This window comes from Leptothoe sp. ISB3NOV94-8A, assembly GCF_043421595.1.
Taxonomy (GTDB): Bacteria; Cyanobacteriota; Cyanobacteriia; order Phormidesmidales; family Phormidesmidaceae; genus Leptothoe; species Leptothoe turfae.
Genome location: NZ_JAXSQW010000003.1, coordinates 393,963 through 410,881 on the forward strand (window position 1 = coordinate 393,963; position 16,919 = coordinate 410,881).

The 16,919-nt window shown below is 47.8% G+C and carries 10 protein-coding genes and 1 tRNA gene; 5 read left to right on the forward strand and 6 right to left on the reverse strand.

Features of this window, described 5'->3' with window-relative positions; all coding sequences use genetic code 11:
- Window positions 1-270: 270 nt before the first annotated feature.
- Window positions 271-3,453, forward strand: a complete 3,183-nt coding sequence (locus tag SPB21_RS33775) for a hypothetical protein (protein WP_499869446.1) — start codon at window positions 271-273, stop codon at window positions 3,451-3,453.
- Between the two features lie 820 nt (window positions 3,454-4,273).
- Here SPB21_RS33775 and SPB21_RS33780 read toward each other — a convergent pair.
- Window positions 4,274-5,080, reverse strand: coding sequence for a hypothetical protein (locus tag SPB21_RS33780; RefSeq protein WP_163663119.1), 807 nt, complete (start codon window positions 5,078-5,080; stop codon window positions 4,274-4,276).
- Window positions 5,081-5,845: 765 nt separating this feature from the next.
- Between SPB21_RS33780 and SPB21_RS33785 the strand changes: the two genes are divergently transcribed.
- Window positions 5,846-6,706, forward strand: a complete 861-nt coding sequence (locus SPB21_RS33785; RefSeq protein WP_499057886.1) for a ParA family protein — start codon at window positions 5,846-5,848, stop codon at window positions 6,704-6,706.
- Window positions 6,699-7,625, forward strand: a complete 927-nt coding sequence (locus tag SPB21_RS33790) for a hypothetical protein (protein ID WP_499869448.1) — start codon at window positions 6,699-6,701, stop codon at window positions 7,623-7,625. The genes SPB21_RS33785 and SPB21_RS33790 overlap by 8 nt, the downstream gene beginning before the upstream one ends.
- Window positions 7,626-7,686: 61 nt before the next feature.
- On the opposite strand, the gene SPB21_RS33795 is transcribed toward SPB21_RS33790, so the two are convergent.
- Entirely contained in the window at window positions 7,687-10,473 is a 2,787-nt protein-coding gene (locus tag SPB21_RS33795) for an NACHT domain-containing protein (RefSeq protein WP_499869450.1), read from the reverse strand.
- A gap of 162 nt (window positions 10,474-10,635) precedes the next feature.
- On the opposite strand from SPB21_RS33795, the gene SPB21_RS33800 reads away from it, so the two are divergent.
- A tRNA-OTHER gene (locus tag SPB21_RS33800) sits at window positions 10,636-10,776 on the forward strand.
- 75 nt (window positions 10,777-10,851) lie between these two features.
- Window positions 10,852-12,456, forward strand: a complete 1,605-nt coding sequence (locus tag SPB21_RS33805; RefSeq protein ID WP_499869451.1) for a TROVE domain-containing protein — start codon at window positions 10,852-10,854, stop codon at window positions 12,454-12,456.
- Window positions 12,457-12,537: 81 nt separating this feature from the next.
- On the opposite strand, the gene SPB21_RS33810 is transcribed toward SPB21_RS33805, so the two are convergent.
- From SPB21_RS33810 to SPB21_RS33825, 4 genes are all read right to left on the reverse strand, one after another.
- Window positions 12,538-12,816 carry an HU family DNA-binding protein gene (locus SPB21_RS33810; protein WP_163663104.1) on the reverse strand — a complete coding sequence of 93 codons (279 nt, stop codon included), beginning with the start codon at window positions 12,814-12,816 and terminating at the stop codon, window positions 12,538-12,540.
- Between the two features lie 196 nt (window positions 12,817-13,012).
- Window positions 13,013-13,462, reverse strand: a complete 450-nt coding sequence (locus tag SPB21_RS33815; protein ID WP_499869452.1) for a YaiI/YqxD family protein — start codon at window positions 13,460-13,462, stop codon at window positions 13,013-13,015.
- Between the two features lie 104 nt (window positions 13,463-13,566).
- A complete protein-coding gene (locus tag SPB21_RS33820; protein WP_499869454.1) occupies window positions 13,567-15,621 on the reverse strand; it encodes a cation:proton antiporter domain-containing protein in 2,055 nt (684 codons plus the stop codon).
- A gap of 426 nt (window positions 15,622-16,047) precedes the next feature.
- Window positions 16,048-16,919: tyrosine-type recombinase/integrase (locus tag SPB21_RS33825; RefSeq protein ID WP_499869455.1), on the reverse strand; the 872-nt coding region annotated here is incomplete at its 5' end.

A 16,919-nucleotide genomic window follows, 5' to 3' on the forward strand; every position in this document is an offset into this window, starting at 1 on the left:
TTTTTCTCCGATTAAGTAATGCTGCGCAAAATGCCGTCAGGTATTAAAAATGCTACAAAACCGTCAAAGTGAGGCTTTACTAATAACTAACAAGAATATAATTTGTAACATGTAAGTTACTAACATCAATTTTCACGAGATATGATATCTCTAAGACCCTATGCCTGAGACGAATTCTCTGAAATAACAGTTATGTGTGCAGTGGCTGTTACTTGTTCAAGTGTGCTTTAAACTTCAATAATTTTCAATAATTTAGCTGGAGGCCTACTTATGAGACCTGAAAGCTCACCAAATGACCTGTTTCGGTTTGTTCAGCTGCGTCCACCTATTAGTCTGGCCGAAAATCAATTTATTCCGTTGGTAGCGTCGACGAATTTCTTTACGCAGATGCAAAGTGCTACAACGGTCACTGAGAGGCAATCCATTGCCGATACTTATATTGCTAATAATTCTGAAAGTGGGCTGTTTGTTCGTTCCCCTGAGCAACTTCAGCATGGCACAGCTATTCAAAATTCGATAGCCACCACCTCAGACGCGGATGAGCCTTCTACAGATTTGTTTATTGTGACGCTTATAGGCTTGTTGGAAATAGCGGATATCTCTGAACTAGCAAACGATGCCGCGTTTCAACAAGATAGGGTGCGTTTATCTGACACGCTTTTGGCAAGGATGTTTACTACTAATTCATTGCCAAATCTGAGTATCTTACAAAACATTTATCGCGCTTACTATCTTATTGTCCAGACTGCGGCTGAAGAAGATATACAGCTATCCTGGGATAGATTTTTGCGCATGTCCATTATTATTCCAGAGGATGCCTTAACGTCAGTTGTCAGCTTACGAAAAGCAGCTTCATCGGAACCGACTGTAACTGCTGTCACTACTCAATCAGAAGATACGACGATTGATCGAAAATCTCAGCTTTATAACGCTTATCAAGAATTAATGAGATGCGATCGCAACCAGAACCTGATACAGCCAGAATCAGCTGAAGTAAACACTGAAGGGACAAATGTTTTTGCGCTAAAGGAGACTGTCGTCAACAGTTTATCGACTGAGACACGGGCGGTGCTTGAATCACAACAGATTGATCCAGAAAATACGCCCATTCATGCCATCGTGATGGATATATATACGACGCTTCAGCAAGAGTCGTCTGCGATCTCATCTACCACTGTAGATCCTAATGCTCAACCGCAGATTGCTCGCGTAATTCGTCATGCAGAACTTGGCAGCACCCAGAGAGATATTCGTCCTTCTGGAGTCGGTAATCTTCTTGTCGTTAAGCAACAAATTAAGCGCTATGAGCCTACGGAAGTCGCACATATTGAAAATATTTTATCTGGTGAGGCAAAATCAAGAGAACAGCGTGAACTTCAACTGGTTGAGGAAACATTCTCCAACGTCTTTGAAACAACACGTGAAGAGCAGAATGAACTCGAAACCTCCCAGCGATTTGAGTTAAATCGAGAGGCTTCTCGAACTATTCAACAGGATCAGAATGTAAATTTCGGCGTCAATCTATCGGGTAAATATGGCCCATATGTTGAGTTTTCTACCAATTTCGAGTTAGAGACCAGTCAATCAGTTGAGGAAACCAATAGCAACTCAACCAGCTATGCCCAAAATATTGTTGAGCGTTCGCTTGAGAAGATAGTTGAGCATATTCGTGAAGAAAGAACACGGCGAATATTGCGAGAAGTTGAGGAGAAAAATACCCATTCCTTAACCAATAGTGGGGCGGAACATATTCGTGGGGTCTATCAGTTTGTAGACAAAATTTACGAAGCTCAAGTCTTTGACTATGGCATCCGCATGATGTATGACTTCATGATTCCGGAACCAGCCTCTTATTTACACTATCTCCGTAATCAACCAGACAGTGAGCTAGAGTTACCAGATCCCCCTCCTAGGTTTACGCTAACCTCTCATACGCAAATTACTGAGGCCAATTATGGCTCTGAAGCAGCTAAATATGGAGCTACCGAAATTGATCCCCCACCTGATCCTTACATTTTAACTTCTACAATCTTTGAAAACCAGGGTGGAGATGAAGGTGGTAGACCTCGGTTTGCTAAAACGGCAAAGCTTTCAATACCAAAAGATTATGGACCTGTAAGAGCAGAATATGCGGCCAGTGGTACAACAGATGACGAAGTAGAAATTACAGTTATTGTTGGCGCTACAGCTAGACAAGTTGAGACAACGGATAAAGTTTTTCCACCATTTCCAATAAAATTTGATTTAAGTAACAGCTCTTTAGCCTACCCAGAAAGTACACAGCTATCAGTAGGAGCACTTGTTTTTGAAACTAGGACTTTTGTAGTCGATGTCACAATAGTCTGCAAACGCAGACCTGAAGCTTATGAACAATGGAAATTAAAAACATTCCAAAAGATTCAACAGGCCTATGAGCGACGGGTATTGGAATATGAGGAGAAGGTAGCTGCTATCAGAGCGGAGCAAGCCTTGGCGCAGGCTGCAGCGGAAGAAGAAAGAAGTTTTGGGGCTCCACCGTCTCTCAATCGCATAACGGAGCGCAATGAACTAAAGAAACATGCCATATCTATTGTCACCGGTAGCCGTTATGAATTTATCAATGCGGTAATGGATGGTGCTCCACCTATTTTTGATTTTGATGAAGCGCGGGAAGAAGGAAGTTTGATCCGATTCTTTGAGCAGGTGTTTGAATGGGAACAAATGCAATATGTGTTTTACCCATACTTCTGGAGCCGTACCAATACCTGGGAAGATCGGTTTACAACCGACAATCCAGATCCGCAATTTCGTGAGTTTTTAAAGGCAGGTGCAGCTCGGGTCGTGATTTCTGTACGCCCAGGGTTTGAAACAGCGTTACAACATTATCTAGATACGGGTAAATTGTGGGACGGACAAGGAGAACCACCACAAATTACCAGTCCCCTCTATGTATCGATTGTCGATGAAATTAAAGAACGTACGGGGGCACCACAGGGTGAAATTCTGGTTGGTGAACCGTGGGATATTCGTGTTCCTACTAATTTGCTTTATGTACGAGCCAACGATGATCTGCCAGCCTGGGTCCAGAACCCTCCAGGGAGCTGGCAGTGGGAATCAACAGATTCAGAGCCAACACCTGCCCTGGCTATTATGGGCTTAGCACTTGTAGATGCTCAAACTCAAGCAGATATCCAGTCAATAGAAAATGGTGATGTGCTCAGCATTAATGATATGCCATCTATGATTAACCTAAGGGCAATAGCTGATCCGAAATACGTTGGTAGTGTGGTTTTGAATCTTAACGATGGCCAACAGACAAGAACTGAGAACACACGTCCTTATTTCCTTTACAGTAATAATGGAGTTCAACCTGTATTAGGAAATTATACGCTAAGTGTAAAAGCTTTTTCCAAGCCAGAAGGTCTTGGAATAGAGGGCAGAGAGAGAGTTGTTCAGTTCTCATTTATAGAATGATTTTTGAAGAACTTAGGCAGTCGAATTTACTATATGTACAGTGGTCGATCCAAACTCTTTGGACTTTGGACGGATCGCGCGCGGTGATTCAAGACCTTTTAGGCTTTGCGATCGCAATCCATCCATCCCTTTATTCTGTATCAGGGTGCGCTCTCAAATAAGATAACCACTGTTGTCTTTGTTCAGTCGTGAGATGGGCTAGTGAGGATACTGAGAAGCATGCTTGTAGCTCTTGACCTATGCGTTGTGGTCCCCAATCTAGTTGTTGTAGCTGCTCAAGGATGTTGACTATGGTGGATAGCGATCTCACCTGTTCTCTAAAAAACCCTGACTTTCCAGAAGCAATGTGATGCCACTAAAAGCTTTTCAACCTGCTGAGGAGACACAAGTGATTTAATACAGAGAGACATGTCTTATAATTTTTCTGGCTTTAGGGCTGAATACAGTCCGTAAAGCTGACGAAGGTTGGCTGTAAACCTTGACTTACAAGGAATATAGGTTTTCGGTAGATAAAGCAGTGACTATATACGGATAAGACTGTCTTAAAAATTAAGACAAACTTACATTTGCTCTAGCCCTAGCGGTTCCAATCACTATCGTTACCAAGACGGTGAAGTGATCGAATACGGAGAATTTTAGCGATTGAGACAAGCCGTTAAGACAGCCCTGCTAACAGGTGAGTCGATACGGATAATGCTGTCTTATTGAGACAAAACTTTCGAGTAATTCTGGCCCTTTGGCCTATAGGTGAGCCGATACGGATTTGCTTGTCTTATTTTAAGATGCTCGGTCTGCAAAGCTTTTAACGTAAGTGCTGCTTTCAGTCGCCTAATCTTTCAGAGTCTAATCGCTGTCTAAATTTCATCTGGGTCATGCGAATAGCTTCATCATGGGCCTGCTCCAAATCGTCGAGTTCAAAAATAGCCACTAGCTTTTCGCAATACTCAACCATCTCCAATCCCAGCGTCTCAGGAATATAGTTGCGAGCAATGTGCCGCGAACCCGAGACAGGCGCTTCCCAGATTTGTTTGATCTCGCTGGCATCCATACCAAATAGGCCACGATAGACATAGTTAGTCCACTTACCAAATTTGTAGGGACTGTTTCCCCCTTGTTCGGCGACGGCGTAGGCCCAATCCTTTCTGGCTGGCTTACCTGCCTGCCGAGCCACTAGCCATTGCTGAATCCGTTCACTATCCTCGCGGGTGTACGTTTGCTTGAGAAATGTGTAGGCCTCAGCATATAGACCTTCAGCTGCAAACCAGGCCAAAAAGTCGATCAGTCCATTTTTTGCCTTTGCCCGCAGCTTTCCAGGATTCTTTGCCCAGTCGCTGACCAATTCTACCCAGTCAGATGCTTCGATTACCCGGTAGGTATTGCCGTCATTTGCTTTGATTTCTGACACCCTAAACTGCTTGCCAGATGGGAGCTTGAGGTAGTTCACCCCTTCGATTTCTGACACCCTATCAGCAAAGGTTTGGGCCGGTACATTGGTATGGCGACTCATGGTGCGATAGCCCACACCAATGGTGGGTCGGTCGGGGCCAAGTCCGTCTGGATCGATGATCACAACCCTGAAGTCGCGATCCTTAAATTTAATGGGGACTACCTGACCAGATTCGAGCATTGTGTGGACTAATAAGTACAAAGGTATTGATTATTGAGAATAGCCCCATTATGGGCTGACTTTTAATCGGGGGGCAGAAATCAAGGCAAGTGGTTTTTGATATTACAGGGTTGGGTAAAGATGCCGAACTTACGAATTTTAATTTTCTGACACCTTCTAGTGCTTATGCAATAAGTGTTTGAGCCTATTAGCCCTCAGTTTTCTGACACCCTATTCTAAAGCGTTTCCGCTGAGTTTTCTGACACCCTTTAGGCCTTGTTTTGAACTGGTTTCAGCCAATGAGTGGCTAGATTTCTGACACCCTATTTAAAGTTTTTCTACGCTCCAGATAAATTCGGTATTATCCTTACCCTCGCAGGTAAATCGGTATCCATACCGTTCAAAGGCTTCATATTCGAACACTCGTCGAACTGAATTGAACGGCGGGCAAACAAAGCTATAACCCTTGCAAAGTAAGGATTGCACCATGAATGATATGCCTAATTTGATCGTTGAGCGAACGGTTATAGAGTAGGCATCGTACATAGCATTATGGCTGGATGTCTTCGCCCTACTCAGGTTGAAGTAGGATAGCTTTCTGCCGTGCCGCTGCCAGATCTGCGATCCTATGGTGTGAGATCAAAACCGTCCACACCATAGGGTCTTCAGTGTTGTATCCACTGCCATATTTTTCTTGTAAGTGCAGACGTCTGCACTTAATTGCACTAATTCACAATTTTATGGTTCAAAATTGCAATACTGATGTATCCTGTCCGGTGTACAGTTGTGCAATTGTGGATTGGGACAATGATTATCGCGATCGCAGCAATTAAAGGAGGCGTTGGCAAAACCACTATTACGTTCTGTCTAGCTGCCACCCTAGCCCATCTGGGCAAAAAAGTTTTATGCATTGATTTAGACCATCAGGGGGATCTGTCCTCCGCTATGGGCGTTGAACGCGACGCTTCATCCCCTGATATTGGTCAAATCCTCTATGCTCCCAAGCGAGATCAGGCTGATCTGATGGCTCAGGGCATTATCGACGTGCAGGGGTGGTGTCACCTGCTTACTCCAGGGATGGATTTAGGTGGATATCAAACTGAAATCGAAAAAGGCTTATCCAGTGAGAGTCGTCTAAGGGATGCCTTGGCTCAGTTTAATAGTATTTATGAGAACTACGATTACGTGCTGCTAGATACTCCTAAAGGGGAAGGTTTATTTACCAAAAATGCTTTAGTTGCCTGTGATGAGGTGTTAGTGCCAGTGCAAACTGAGTACTTTGCTCTGAAGAATATTCCAGAACTATTGCAAATGGTGAGTCAGATTGCTGATCGGGCGAATCCTGATTTGCGAGTTTCCACATTGGTTCCGAACCGCATGAAGTCCACCAGTTTGCATAAGAGCATCCACCAGCAAATTATCGATTGGGATGTGCGTACCCATTTGCCCCATCAAACAGAAGAGTCTTGGACCTCTCCTCCCATTCGAGATTTAACCGTGTACTCAGAGCTATCGGCTCAAGGGGAGTCTCTTTATTCGTACAGCTCTGTGAAAGAAGAACATCGTAAACCGTTTGTTGCGATCGCAGAGTATTTAGAATCCCTACGTAGTTCGTCTAATCTTCTGGAGGTAGAGACCGTTGGCTAAAAAAAGTTTTTCCAGGGTAGCGACTGTTGCTGAGAAAGCCCCCGTACCTCGCAAATTAGCGGTTGTCCCCAAACGTAAGACGACAGATGAAGTTGTCAACTTAGAACGTGTGGACCTGGCCGATCGTGAAAATTGGTTACGGGCACTCGATATTTGTCAGGCCAATAATGCTCAGCCCTTGAATACGCTGTTGCATGAAATTGAAACCTATCAAGGTCAGATTGATCAGGCTCTCCAAACAGCCCAGGCCCAAAGCACCATATATGCCTATGCCATTGGTAGTCGCTTAGATGTAATTGAAGAGAAGCATCTCTATAAGGAGAAAGATTATGATAATCTCACTGCTTTTATTAAAGGTGGTGAAGTGCGTCGACCCAATGGCACGCCTATTACCACACGCCAGGTGTGGGCCTATCGGCGGGTGACTCGTGGCTTAAAAGAGTTCTTGCAAATTGCCGAGTCCATTCGTGATGGCAAGGCATTATCTACTGAACTAGAACAACATCTTAAATCCTTAGGGAAACAGGTCAACAAAGATATTGTTGAGTCCTTTTTAGATTCCTATGCCGATAGTATTGCTGGTGTTCTGGAACTGGGCGTATCCAAGCTAGAACAGGTTTACCGCTTGCCCGAACCTGTTGCGTTAACGGGGTTGCTTGCGGGTAAGTTGCCCCTTGAAGAAGACATCATTGCAGTGCATGAGGTGTCATTTTCTCAACTAAGAAAAGCGATCAGTACCCACGAAAAACAACGTAAAGCTAACAATGGCAAGAAGACAGTTAGCAAGATTACCAAAGCTGATCGCATGCTAGATAACCTGAACCATGCTGTTGAAGAGTTGGATGCGTTAGTTCTTAGCGATCTACAACTGCAACGATTAAGTGCCCTGAGGGATGCGATTGAACGTATTTTGTCATAGTCTACGAAATCCTGGTTAATAGTATCCGAAGGTGCAGACGTCTGCACCTGAATGCACTAGTTCACAACTCAGTTTCAGTGCCCTGCCAAGCTGCAAGAAAGTCTAGATAACCTAAGGTATCTGACCAAGTCCAGAGTAATTTGAAGAAGGCTAATTGTTGATCTTTGTTTTCGGCTATGGTGGCTTGTTCGTATATGAGGCGTAGTTTTGAGACGAGTTGGGGTAACTGAGCATCAGTAGCCGCACGTTGTAATGCGTTGCCAGCTTGTTTACGTTGCGTTTTATTCTCACTAGTGATCAGGTATTGCCATAGTGTATTTATGGCAATAGGATGTCCGGCTTGCAGCTGGCTCAGCTTTTGGGCTAGTCGGAGGCGATTGCGATCGCCCTTTTCTATCCGAGTCACCAGACTGTCAATTTGTTTAGCAATATCAGGCTGGTACTGCTGTTTCTTGCCGCTTCGGTGTTGTAAGCGTCTAGGAGATTGGGAGGATGACTCTCTGTTTATGGGGACGGGATGGTTGGGGTTAAGGTTGACCAGCGCGTCTAATGTCGGTTTATCTTGAGGATTATGGGCTAGTAAGTCTTCTAAAGTTGCTACAGGTAAGGGATGATGGGGAGCAACCTTTGCCAATCGTAGGGCCGCTTTTCGTTTTGCAATAGGTTGTTGACTCCTATGAATAATCTCTTCTAGTGTTTCAATGGCTAAACCATGGCCTGGGGATAGCGTGCCCAAATGACGGGCCATATCCATTTTGAGATAGTCACTACGTGCGGTAGGTAATAACGCTTCAAGGGTTTCGACGGCGACCTGACTCTGTGGATCGTAGCTGCGCCCTAGGCTGTAGGCGGCCATCCATCGATCAAAAAAATCCTGGTTGGGGTCTTGCGCGAACTGGGTAAGCACCTGGGTCACCTGACTCAGATCAGACTCAGCTAAGGCCGCTTTAGCCGCTTCGATCAAGATGGGTGATATCTTGCGTGTTAAGTTAAAACGCCATGTTATCAGTTGTTGAATGATGCCATGGGCTTTGGGAAACTCAGAATATTCTCCCAAGGCTCTACCGGCAAGTAGCCAGGTGCGATGCTCAAAGAATCCACCACAGTTATCTTGGAAGTCAAGTAAGGCATTAATTAGCGCCGTCTTGTCAGCGTTTTCGATATCACTACGACCTAACCAGAGAAGAATCACGGGTTGCCAGTTTGGTAACACCATGGGTAATTGAGCGTCCTTTGGGGTCGTAAAATATTGCCACTCTTCGATAGCCTGGGCTGCAAAATAATCACGAAATGTACCATGCAGAAAGCCGTAGACTTTTTCACCTGTGGACGTTGCCAGGGGCATTAGCCAACCTAGTTGCATTGCCCGTTCAAACCAGGGGAGTTCTTCGGCTTGCAGGTGTTGAGTGACCAGCGGGAGATTCAGCTGGGTGGTCGAGGCTTTGAGGGTGACAACGGCGAGTTTTGATAGCACCGTATTGATTTGATGCTGTTCTAGCAGCGTCGTGGGTGAGGTGTCCTGCTGCCAGTCATAAAGAGCCGTAACAAACTGCTGGTAGAGCTGGTGTTGTGTGTTGGGAAGGTGTCCGCTATTTCCTAACCGGCAAAGTAAGGCCAGACGTAGGGGATTACGGAGATTGTGGCGAAGACGCTTGTTTTCTGGAAGTGAGAGTTTTTGACACAGGGCTTTTCCTTGTTCAGGCTGGTGGGAAAACCACTGACGAATAAAGTGTTGGATTTGCTGCCGATACTTTTCATAACCCAGCAGTCGGTAAGTGGGCCAATGACCCAAGGTATTTTTGCCTGCATCCCAAAGGTTGAGGCGACAAGTGACGATAATACGCCCATTACTCAGCCAACCCTGTAGTTGATTGGCGAGTTGAGTAATGGCTAAACTGCCACGTTGGTCCATTTCATCTACAGCATCCAGCAGCAGCCAACCATGGCCCTGTTCAATGTGTTCAGCAAGGGCGTTTTGTTGCTCAGGGGTCACTGCTCGCTGGTTTAGGGCAAGTTTAAGCCAGTCTTTTAAGACATAGTCTTCAATCAGTGTGGTTCCTAAACGAGCCAGGGGAATCAAAATGGCTAAATCAGAGGTTTGCTGTAGAATCTGCTGTGCCAGCTGTTGTAAGAGTGTGGTTTTACCTGACCCCGGTTCTCCCACAATGGCCAGAGTTTGAATCGTGCTGTTTTGAAGATAAGTCAGCAATTCAGCTGTGTTGATGGTTTCAATATCTGATGGTTGCTTTGTAGATTGTTCTAAGGTGTGATCCACTAAAGCCAGCGGGATGTGTAGCTTGGTTGGGTCAACTCCGGTGTCAGTAGGCTTAAGCAGATTAGAGGTCAGTCCCGTTTGAACGGTAGCCGCCAGGGCTTGCTGACAATATTGCTGCCAGATGTCGTGTTCTGCTGGTTTTTCAGCTTGGCCTTCTGAGGGAACAGAGCGACGCTGTTCCCAGGTGTGATCAAAGGTGTTGAGTAGGGCGGTGCGATCGCGACGGTGGTGCCACAACGTTAACGTAAAGTGCCACACCTCTGAACCCCGACGGCTGGTGCGATTATCCTCTAACAGCTCTAGATGGTTTTCCAGATGGTGAAGGGCGGTTTTAATTTGAGCTTTTGTTAGGGCCTGATTGCTATCTGATAGATGGGTGAGCGTTTCAAGATTACGGATTTTGGTGCGAACGATCAGCTGTCGGTCTGTGGTCCAGTGAAGATTGAGTTGCGATCGCAGCCGCTCCAGCGCCACGTCATCCACCTCCAGTTCATCATTGCCATAGTCCACCAGGGCCATGAGCAGTGTTAATGTGCGCTGTTTGGCCACCGGACCATAACTGATTTTGGGCAAAGTTGAGGTCCCCCCCTAACTGACCAGCACCCCTCAATTGTAAAACGCCTATTAATTAAGCCTTTGAGCTGCTTGAACCAGCATTCGCTTAGGGGTAAATCGCTTGCCTATTCTAAACATGTCGAGGGGCAAACGGGTTCCAACCTAGCCCATGGACACCAAGTGACAGTAGCTCAGAGGATAGAGCGCCTAAATTCCTTTTTCAACCCCCTTATTCGTAAGGGGCCTTATCCGCAAGGGTCGACGAATTAGGGTTATCGCCTTCTAAGCGGGAGGTCGGGGGTTCGAATCCCCCCTGTCACATTGAATTCAGATGCGGGTGCAACTCCTGCTCTACTCCCTTGTCTAATTTTGATGATTGTCCAGGAGGGCCGATAAGTGAAAGCAAACTACACCTTTTTTACTAAAGCAAATCGAACACCTCAAACTCAGCCAATTCCTGGTCGACAGGCGGATATGATCCAGGGTCGTTCCGGTGGATATCAGTTCAAAATTGACCTGTGGCAACAGCTACGTCGTTGTTTGTTATTGGGCACCGCCCAAGGTAGCTTTTATGCCAATAAGCATGAGCTGACTGAGGAGTTTGTCAATGTCGTCACCCAAGCTGTGGTTATCGATTCGGCCCGCACGGCACAAGAGATTCTCTATGCCAGCGATGGCCATGCCATTAATAACAGTGCGCCTCTGTTTGCCCTAGTGTTGTTGTCCATGGGAGAAACCCCAGCTGCCAAGGGGGCATTTCAGGAGATCTTTTTGCAGGTCGTGCGAACCGGCAGCCATTTCTATGAATGGCTTAACTACACCCGCAGCCTACGGGGCTTTGGTAAGCTGATCCGTGCCTGTGGCAAAACCTGGTTGGCTAATCCTGATGCCAGGGCCTTGGCCTATCAGTTATTGAAGTATCAGCAGCGCCATGGTTACACCCACCGAGATGCGTTGCGTCTGTTCCACGTAAAACCTGAGACACCCGATCATCAGGCCCTTTACCAGTGGGCTACCCAGGGATGGACTAGCCTACCAGAAGCACCTCCTAGTGAAGCGATGGCTCAAATTTGGTGGTACGAGCGAGTTAAGCGTGACCCATCCTTAACCCTGGAAGCCATTCGTCAAGGGCGGTTGACCCATGAAATGATTGCCCCTGTGGGGAACATGGATCGCGAGGCCTGGCAGCTCTTGTTCAAGGATATGCCCATGGGGGCGCTCCTACGTAATTTAGGGTCGCTCACCCATTTAGGTGTCTTGACCTTCAATAGAAGCAAGAACTTGAGATATCTAGCAGAACGACTGCAGAGTAAAAAGAATCTGCGCAAAGCCCGGATCCACCCCATTGATATTCTCAAGGCGCTCAAGACCTATCAGTCTGGTGGCAAGCTGGGCCGCAGTCAGAAAACATGGCAGCCTATTCCCCGTGTGTTAGACATTTTAGAAACCGCCCTGGAGCGTTCCTTTGATGTTGTTCAGCCGACAGGTAAGACATTCCTGCATGCGGTGGATGTGTCTGGTTCCATGTCCTATTACACGGTTAGTTCCGTTGGTTTAACCTGTTGTGAGATTGCCACTACGTTGGCACTGGCTACGGCTAAAGCTGAGCAAAACTATATTATTCGTGGTTTTTCGACGGAGTTTTGCGATCTAAAAATTACGGCTCGCGATAGTTTTAGTTCAGCCCTGGCGAAAGCGTCTAACCAAAACTTTGGGGGTACGGATGCGGCTGTAGCCTACGATTGGGCTATTCGTCATCGGGTTCACGTTGATGTGTTTTGCTTTTGGACTGACTGTGAAAGTTGGGCAGGTAAGGCCCATCCTAGTCAGCGTCTGGCGGACTATCGTCGTCGGGTAAATCCTCAGGCGAAGGCGATCTATGTGACACTGGCTCCTTACAAGGTGAGTCTAGTGGATCCCCAGGATCCTGACTCCTGGGACTTTAGTGGATTTGACCCAGCCATGCCCAAAGCGATCCAAATGATTGCAGCGGGGACGTAAATAAAACAAAAAGATAGGTGCACCACTGACGCACCTATCTTTTGGTCTCAATGTTGATTTGAAAGAAACGTCAAGGTGGGACTATGGATTTTTTACCCGCTCCTTAAAGGCCTTCCCTGCGGAAAATGCGGGAATAGTCGTTGCTGGAATCTTGATAACTTCACCTGTTTTGGGGTTACGTCCATCGCGTGCTTTGCGGTCCCGGGGCTCAAAACTGCCAAAGCCGACCAACGTTACTTTCTCACCATTGGCGACAGTATCGACAACCGTGTCAACAGTAGCGGAAACAACGGTATCAATAACACTTTTAGGTAGGTCTGTAGATGTTGAGATCGCGTCAATCAATTCACCTTTGTTCATAGCAAGTTAGCCTGAAACAACTGGCCTTGTTTTAGCATAACCCAAAATAGAACACAAGTACTGTTTTGGGTTTCGCAATACTAATACGAAATCCTGACTGATAGCACCCGGTATCGAAGGGCATCCACAAGGGAGTGCCCCTACAGGATGGTCTATTTTTAATCGAGTTTAATAAATTTGGATTTGGTATGAGGGGTTAATGGATGTATTTCGTTAAAAATCGATCAAGTTGGTTAGCAAATGCTTCACGGTCTCGATGATTTAACGGTGGAGGTCCCCCGGTTTCCACGCCGCTATTGCGCAGAGTCTCCATAAAATTCCGCATCGATAGCCGCTCTCGGATATTGCCCGCATCATAAAATTCACCCCTAGGGTTGAGGGCAATACCTCCATTCTCAATCACGTTTGCGGCTAAAGGGATATCTGCCGTAATCACTAAGTCAACGGGTGCCATGTGCTGTGTGATGTGGTTGTCTGCCACATCAGCACCTGATCGGACTAGAACTGAATCAATATGGGGAGATGCTGGAATTTGCATGGGTGCATTTGCCACCAGGGTCAGACGAATCCCTAAGCGTTTGGCGGCTCTATATAAAATTTCTTTAATGGCATTTGGACATGCATCGGCATCTACCCAAATTTGCATATGGTCTAGTCTCCCCTAGGGAAATTTATATCTATAGTTTTGCATCTAAATCGGTGTTCCATAAATCACGACGCTTCCGGTGCACCATAGGGATCTGCGAACTTTCAGGAATGCGGTTCGCCAAACAGGACGACGGAGCAGGTAAGGGTATCAATCACCTGATGGGTGACATCGCTGACGGCCAGACCGCCTGCAGTGCGGCGACGCATCGAGCGCAAAATCACGAGATCCACATGGCGAGCCGCGGCCAAAATGACGGCAGCCGGATCATCATGGCGGACACATTTGATGCCGTACTCGACCTGGTCTCCCTCGGCCATGACCGCGCGCAGTTGGCCTTTGAAACGTTGAATGTCTTGGGCGGGACGAATGAGATCGCTGACGTGCAGCAACGTAATGGAGGCCTCATGGGTAGCCGCAAACACCTGTCCAAAGCGGATTGTGCGGATGGTTTGCGGGGTCATAATCTTGACGGGAATCAAGATGCGTTTTAGCTCAATCGGAGTTTTTTTCAACCGAGTCACCACCACCGGGCAGTGAGAGGCCCAAAGCACATTGTCGATTAAGCTGCCTAAGAGGCGCGCCCGCAACCCTTCGGTCTGACTGCGGCCCATCACCACGAGTTGCGCATCATACTCACGGGCGGTGCGGCTGATGCCCTCGGCAATATCGTCGTCGATGCGGATTTGCGGGCGGGCTTCGGTGCCGACGGCATCGCTGATGGCTTGGGCCGTTTGCAGGATTTGCTGGTGATAGGTTAGATCGTTCAGCAATTGCGGATCATCCATGTGTGCATGGGCGGGGGCAATCGCCAGCGGCACCACATAGCCTTTTTCATGTTGGGCAATGAAGGCGGCCATCTCAATCAAATAACGCTGTGTTGAAAGATTTGACAACGGGACGACCACAACAAACGGTTTCGATGGTGTCCCCGCCGGTTCGAGCCAGTCATCCGTGCCATCGGTGACTAACGGTCCGACGGGGAGGGGCAATTGGCTAGCAAATCGGCTAGTTGTTGTCGAACCCACCAGGGACGTGACCAACATCAGCACAATCACCGCGTTGAAGACCGGAGCGGTGATCAGCCCCACCTGCAACCCGACTAAAGCAGCGGCCAATGTGGCAGCCACCTGGGGCAAAGACAGTGACCACATGGTCAAGATTTGCATGGGGCTATAGCGAAACCAGAGGCCCGCGATTGCCGCTGCCAATAACTTGGTCAACAACAGTACGAGCACAATGCCAACGGTCAACCCAAGGCGATCGGTGAACGCTTCGATAAAAATCGGCACATTGAGCAGCAATCCCATGCAGACAAAAAAGAACGGAATGAACAGGACACTGCCAACAAACTCCACCTTTTCTTTAACCGGGCCATCGCCCACCACGCCATTTACCGCTAAGCCTGCGAGAAATGCGCCCACGACCTTGTCGACATTTATCATCTGCGCCCCGACCGCCGCCAAAAACACCGCTAGCAGCACGAACAAAAATTGATTGCCCTGTTCACTGCCGGTACGGCGAAAGTACAGACGCCCGGCCCAGTTCAGGCCAAAGAGCACAGCAGCGGCATAAACTGCCAACCCCACCATTTGCAAGGTCAACGAGAACGGCGAAAAGTCACCTCCCTGTAGAGAGACACACACCGCCAGCACTAGTAACGCCGCAATATCGGTAAAAATCGTCGCACCGACCGTGACGGTAACCGACTCATCGCGGGTGACGCCCAGTCGCATGACGATGGGATATGCCAACAGCGTGTGAGAGGACATGAGTGAGCCAATGAGCACTGCCGCCACCCAGCCAAACCCCGTCCAGCGCCCCAACAAAATGCCCCCCATTAGGGGAATGGCAAAGGTGAGGAAGCCAAATTTCATGGCGCGATCGCGGTTGCGACTAAATTCCTGCAGGTCAATCTCCAAGGCGGCCACAAACATGAGATAAACCTTGCCCACATCGGCAAAGAGCTTTTCGATATCGCCCGCTGGGTCGAGTAGTCCTAAAACACTGGGTCCCAGTACCACCCCGGCAAACAAAAGGCCGACTAAGCCGGGCAACCGCAACCGCTCAAACAAAGGCGGCAGAGTCAGGCTCACCAACAACAACGTAGTAAAGGCCACCAAAGGATTATCAACGACCAATTCCCTGAGTCCATCCAAGGCAGTACCTCCTTTAAGTTGAGAAAGCCGCAAAACTAGTCCATTCTCTGTCCTTTACGCTTCGTATGACAATCTCTTGGTAGAGAGTACGAGCAATCGTAAGGTGGGCGAAACCAGTAGACTCAAAATCAAAGCACAGACTCACTCTTGTCTGACTTGTGCTGCTCTATATATTTCCGCATAGAAGCAACCAGCACATCTTTCATATTTTCATCCCTGGCAGCACACATAGATTTGAACTCACTGCGCAAGCTTATAGGAATTCGTAGCTTCAGCTCTACAATTTTTTCCTTTGGCTCCTTACTCACACTCACCACACTCCAAGGGACATACCTAACAACTCTAGTATGGCGCTTGAAAGCCTTGTCTAGATAGGGTTTTATGTTGTAGGCCTGTCCACAACGTGAGGTTCTAAAGATCAATAAATCATGACTCTTCAGACGCCCCATAAATCTCTTCAAACGCCTCTTCCATTTTGAGATCCAAGGCTCGGTCACTGTACCTGGCAAAAATTTTGTCAGAGCGAATGCGAACCGCTCGCTTAGCCAACAATGGGTTCATGCCAGCAGCGACGAGCGACGTGGCAAAGGTGTGTCTCATACGGTGAGGGTGAATGTCGTCTAACTCACTGGCTTGCGCTAAATCCTTGACCAACTCATAGATGCCGCTGTACCCCAGGCGTTGCCCCCGACTGTTATTAGACAAACTAATAAACAAGGGAGTCTCCTGGCTGACGACGAACCCATGGCGTACCAACCACCCCAGATAGCTATCCAAGACGGCGACCGCCTCCGGCTTTAACGGCACCAGGCCATCACTGCCCCACTTAGCCCCACGCACCCTCAACCGCCGTCCATCATAGTCGCTGATATCCAGACCGCACACTTCCCTGGCCCGTAATCCATGGCTGAGCACCTGGAGAATTGCCCGGTCGCGCACTTCAGAATCACCCCGGTAGGCCAGGGCCTCAAACAGCTGACTGACCTGGGTTTCCGCTAAATCCCGAGGGGGCTTAGCCGGTTCTTTGAGAAACTCAATGGTGAGGGTGGGATTGCGGGTGATATAGTCCTTGACGGTGAGCCATTTGAAGAAACTCTTCAGTGTGGCCAGGGCCTGATTGATGGTGGTTGGAGCCAGCGCTCCCCCCCGTTTGCTGGGCCGGTTCTTCAGGTATTGCTTGTAGCGGTCAATGTCGCGGTGGGTAATGTCGTGCCAGGGTTTATTCTGGGTCCAGGTATAGAAGAGCCGGAGCTGCCGTTCATAGGCTTTGAGGGTACTGGCGGATAGCTCACGCGATC

Excerpts from the sequence above, each read along its gene's own strand:
- SPB21_RS33775 (WP_499869446.1), top strand. The coding sequence starts at position 271 with ATGAGACCTGAAAGCTCACCAAATGACCTGTTTCGGTTTGTTCAGCTG.
- SPB21_RS33780 (WP_163663119.1), bottom strand. The coding sequence starts at position 5,080 with ATGCTCGAATCTGGTCAGGTAGTCCCCATTAAATTTAAGGATCGCGAC.
- SPB21_RS33810 (WP_163663104.1), bottom strand. The coding sequence starts at position 12,816 with ATGAACAAAGGTGAATTGATTGACGCGATCTCAACATCTACAGACCTA.
- SPB21_RS33815 (WP_499869452.1), bottom strand. The coding sequence starts at position 13,462 with ATGCAAATTTGGGTAGATGCCGATGCATGTCCAAATGCCATTAAAGAA.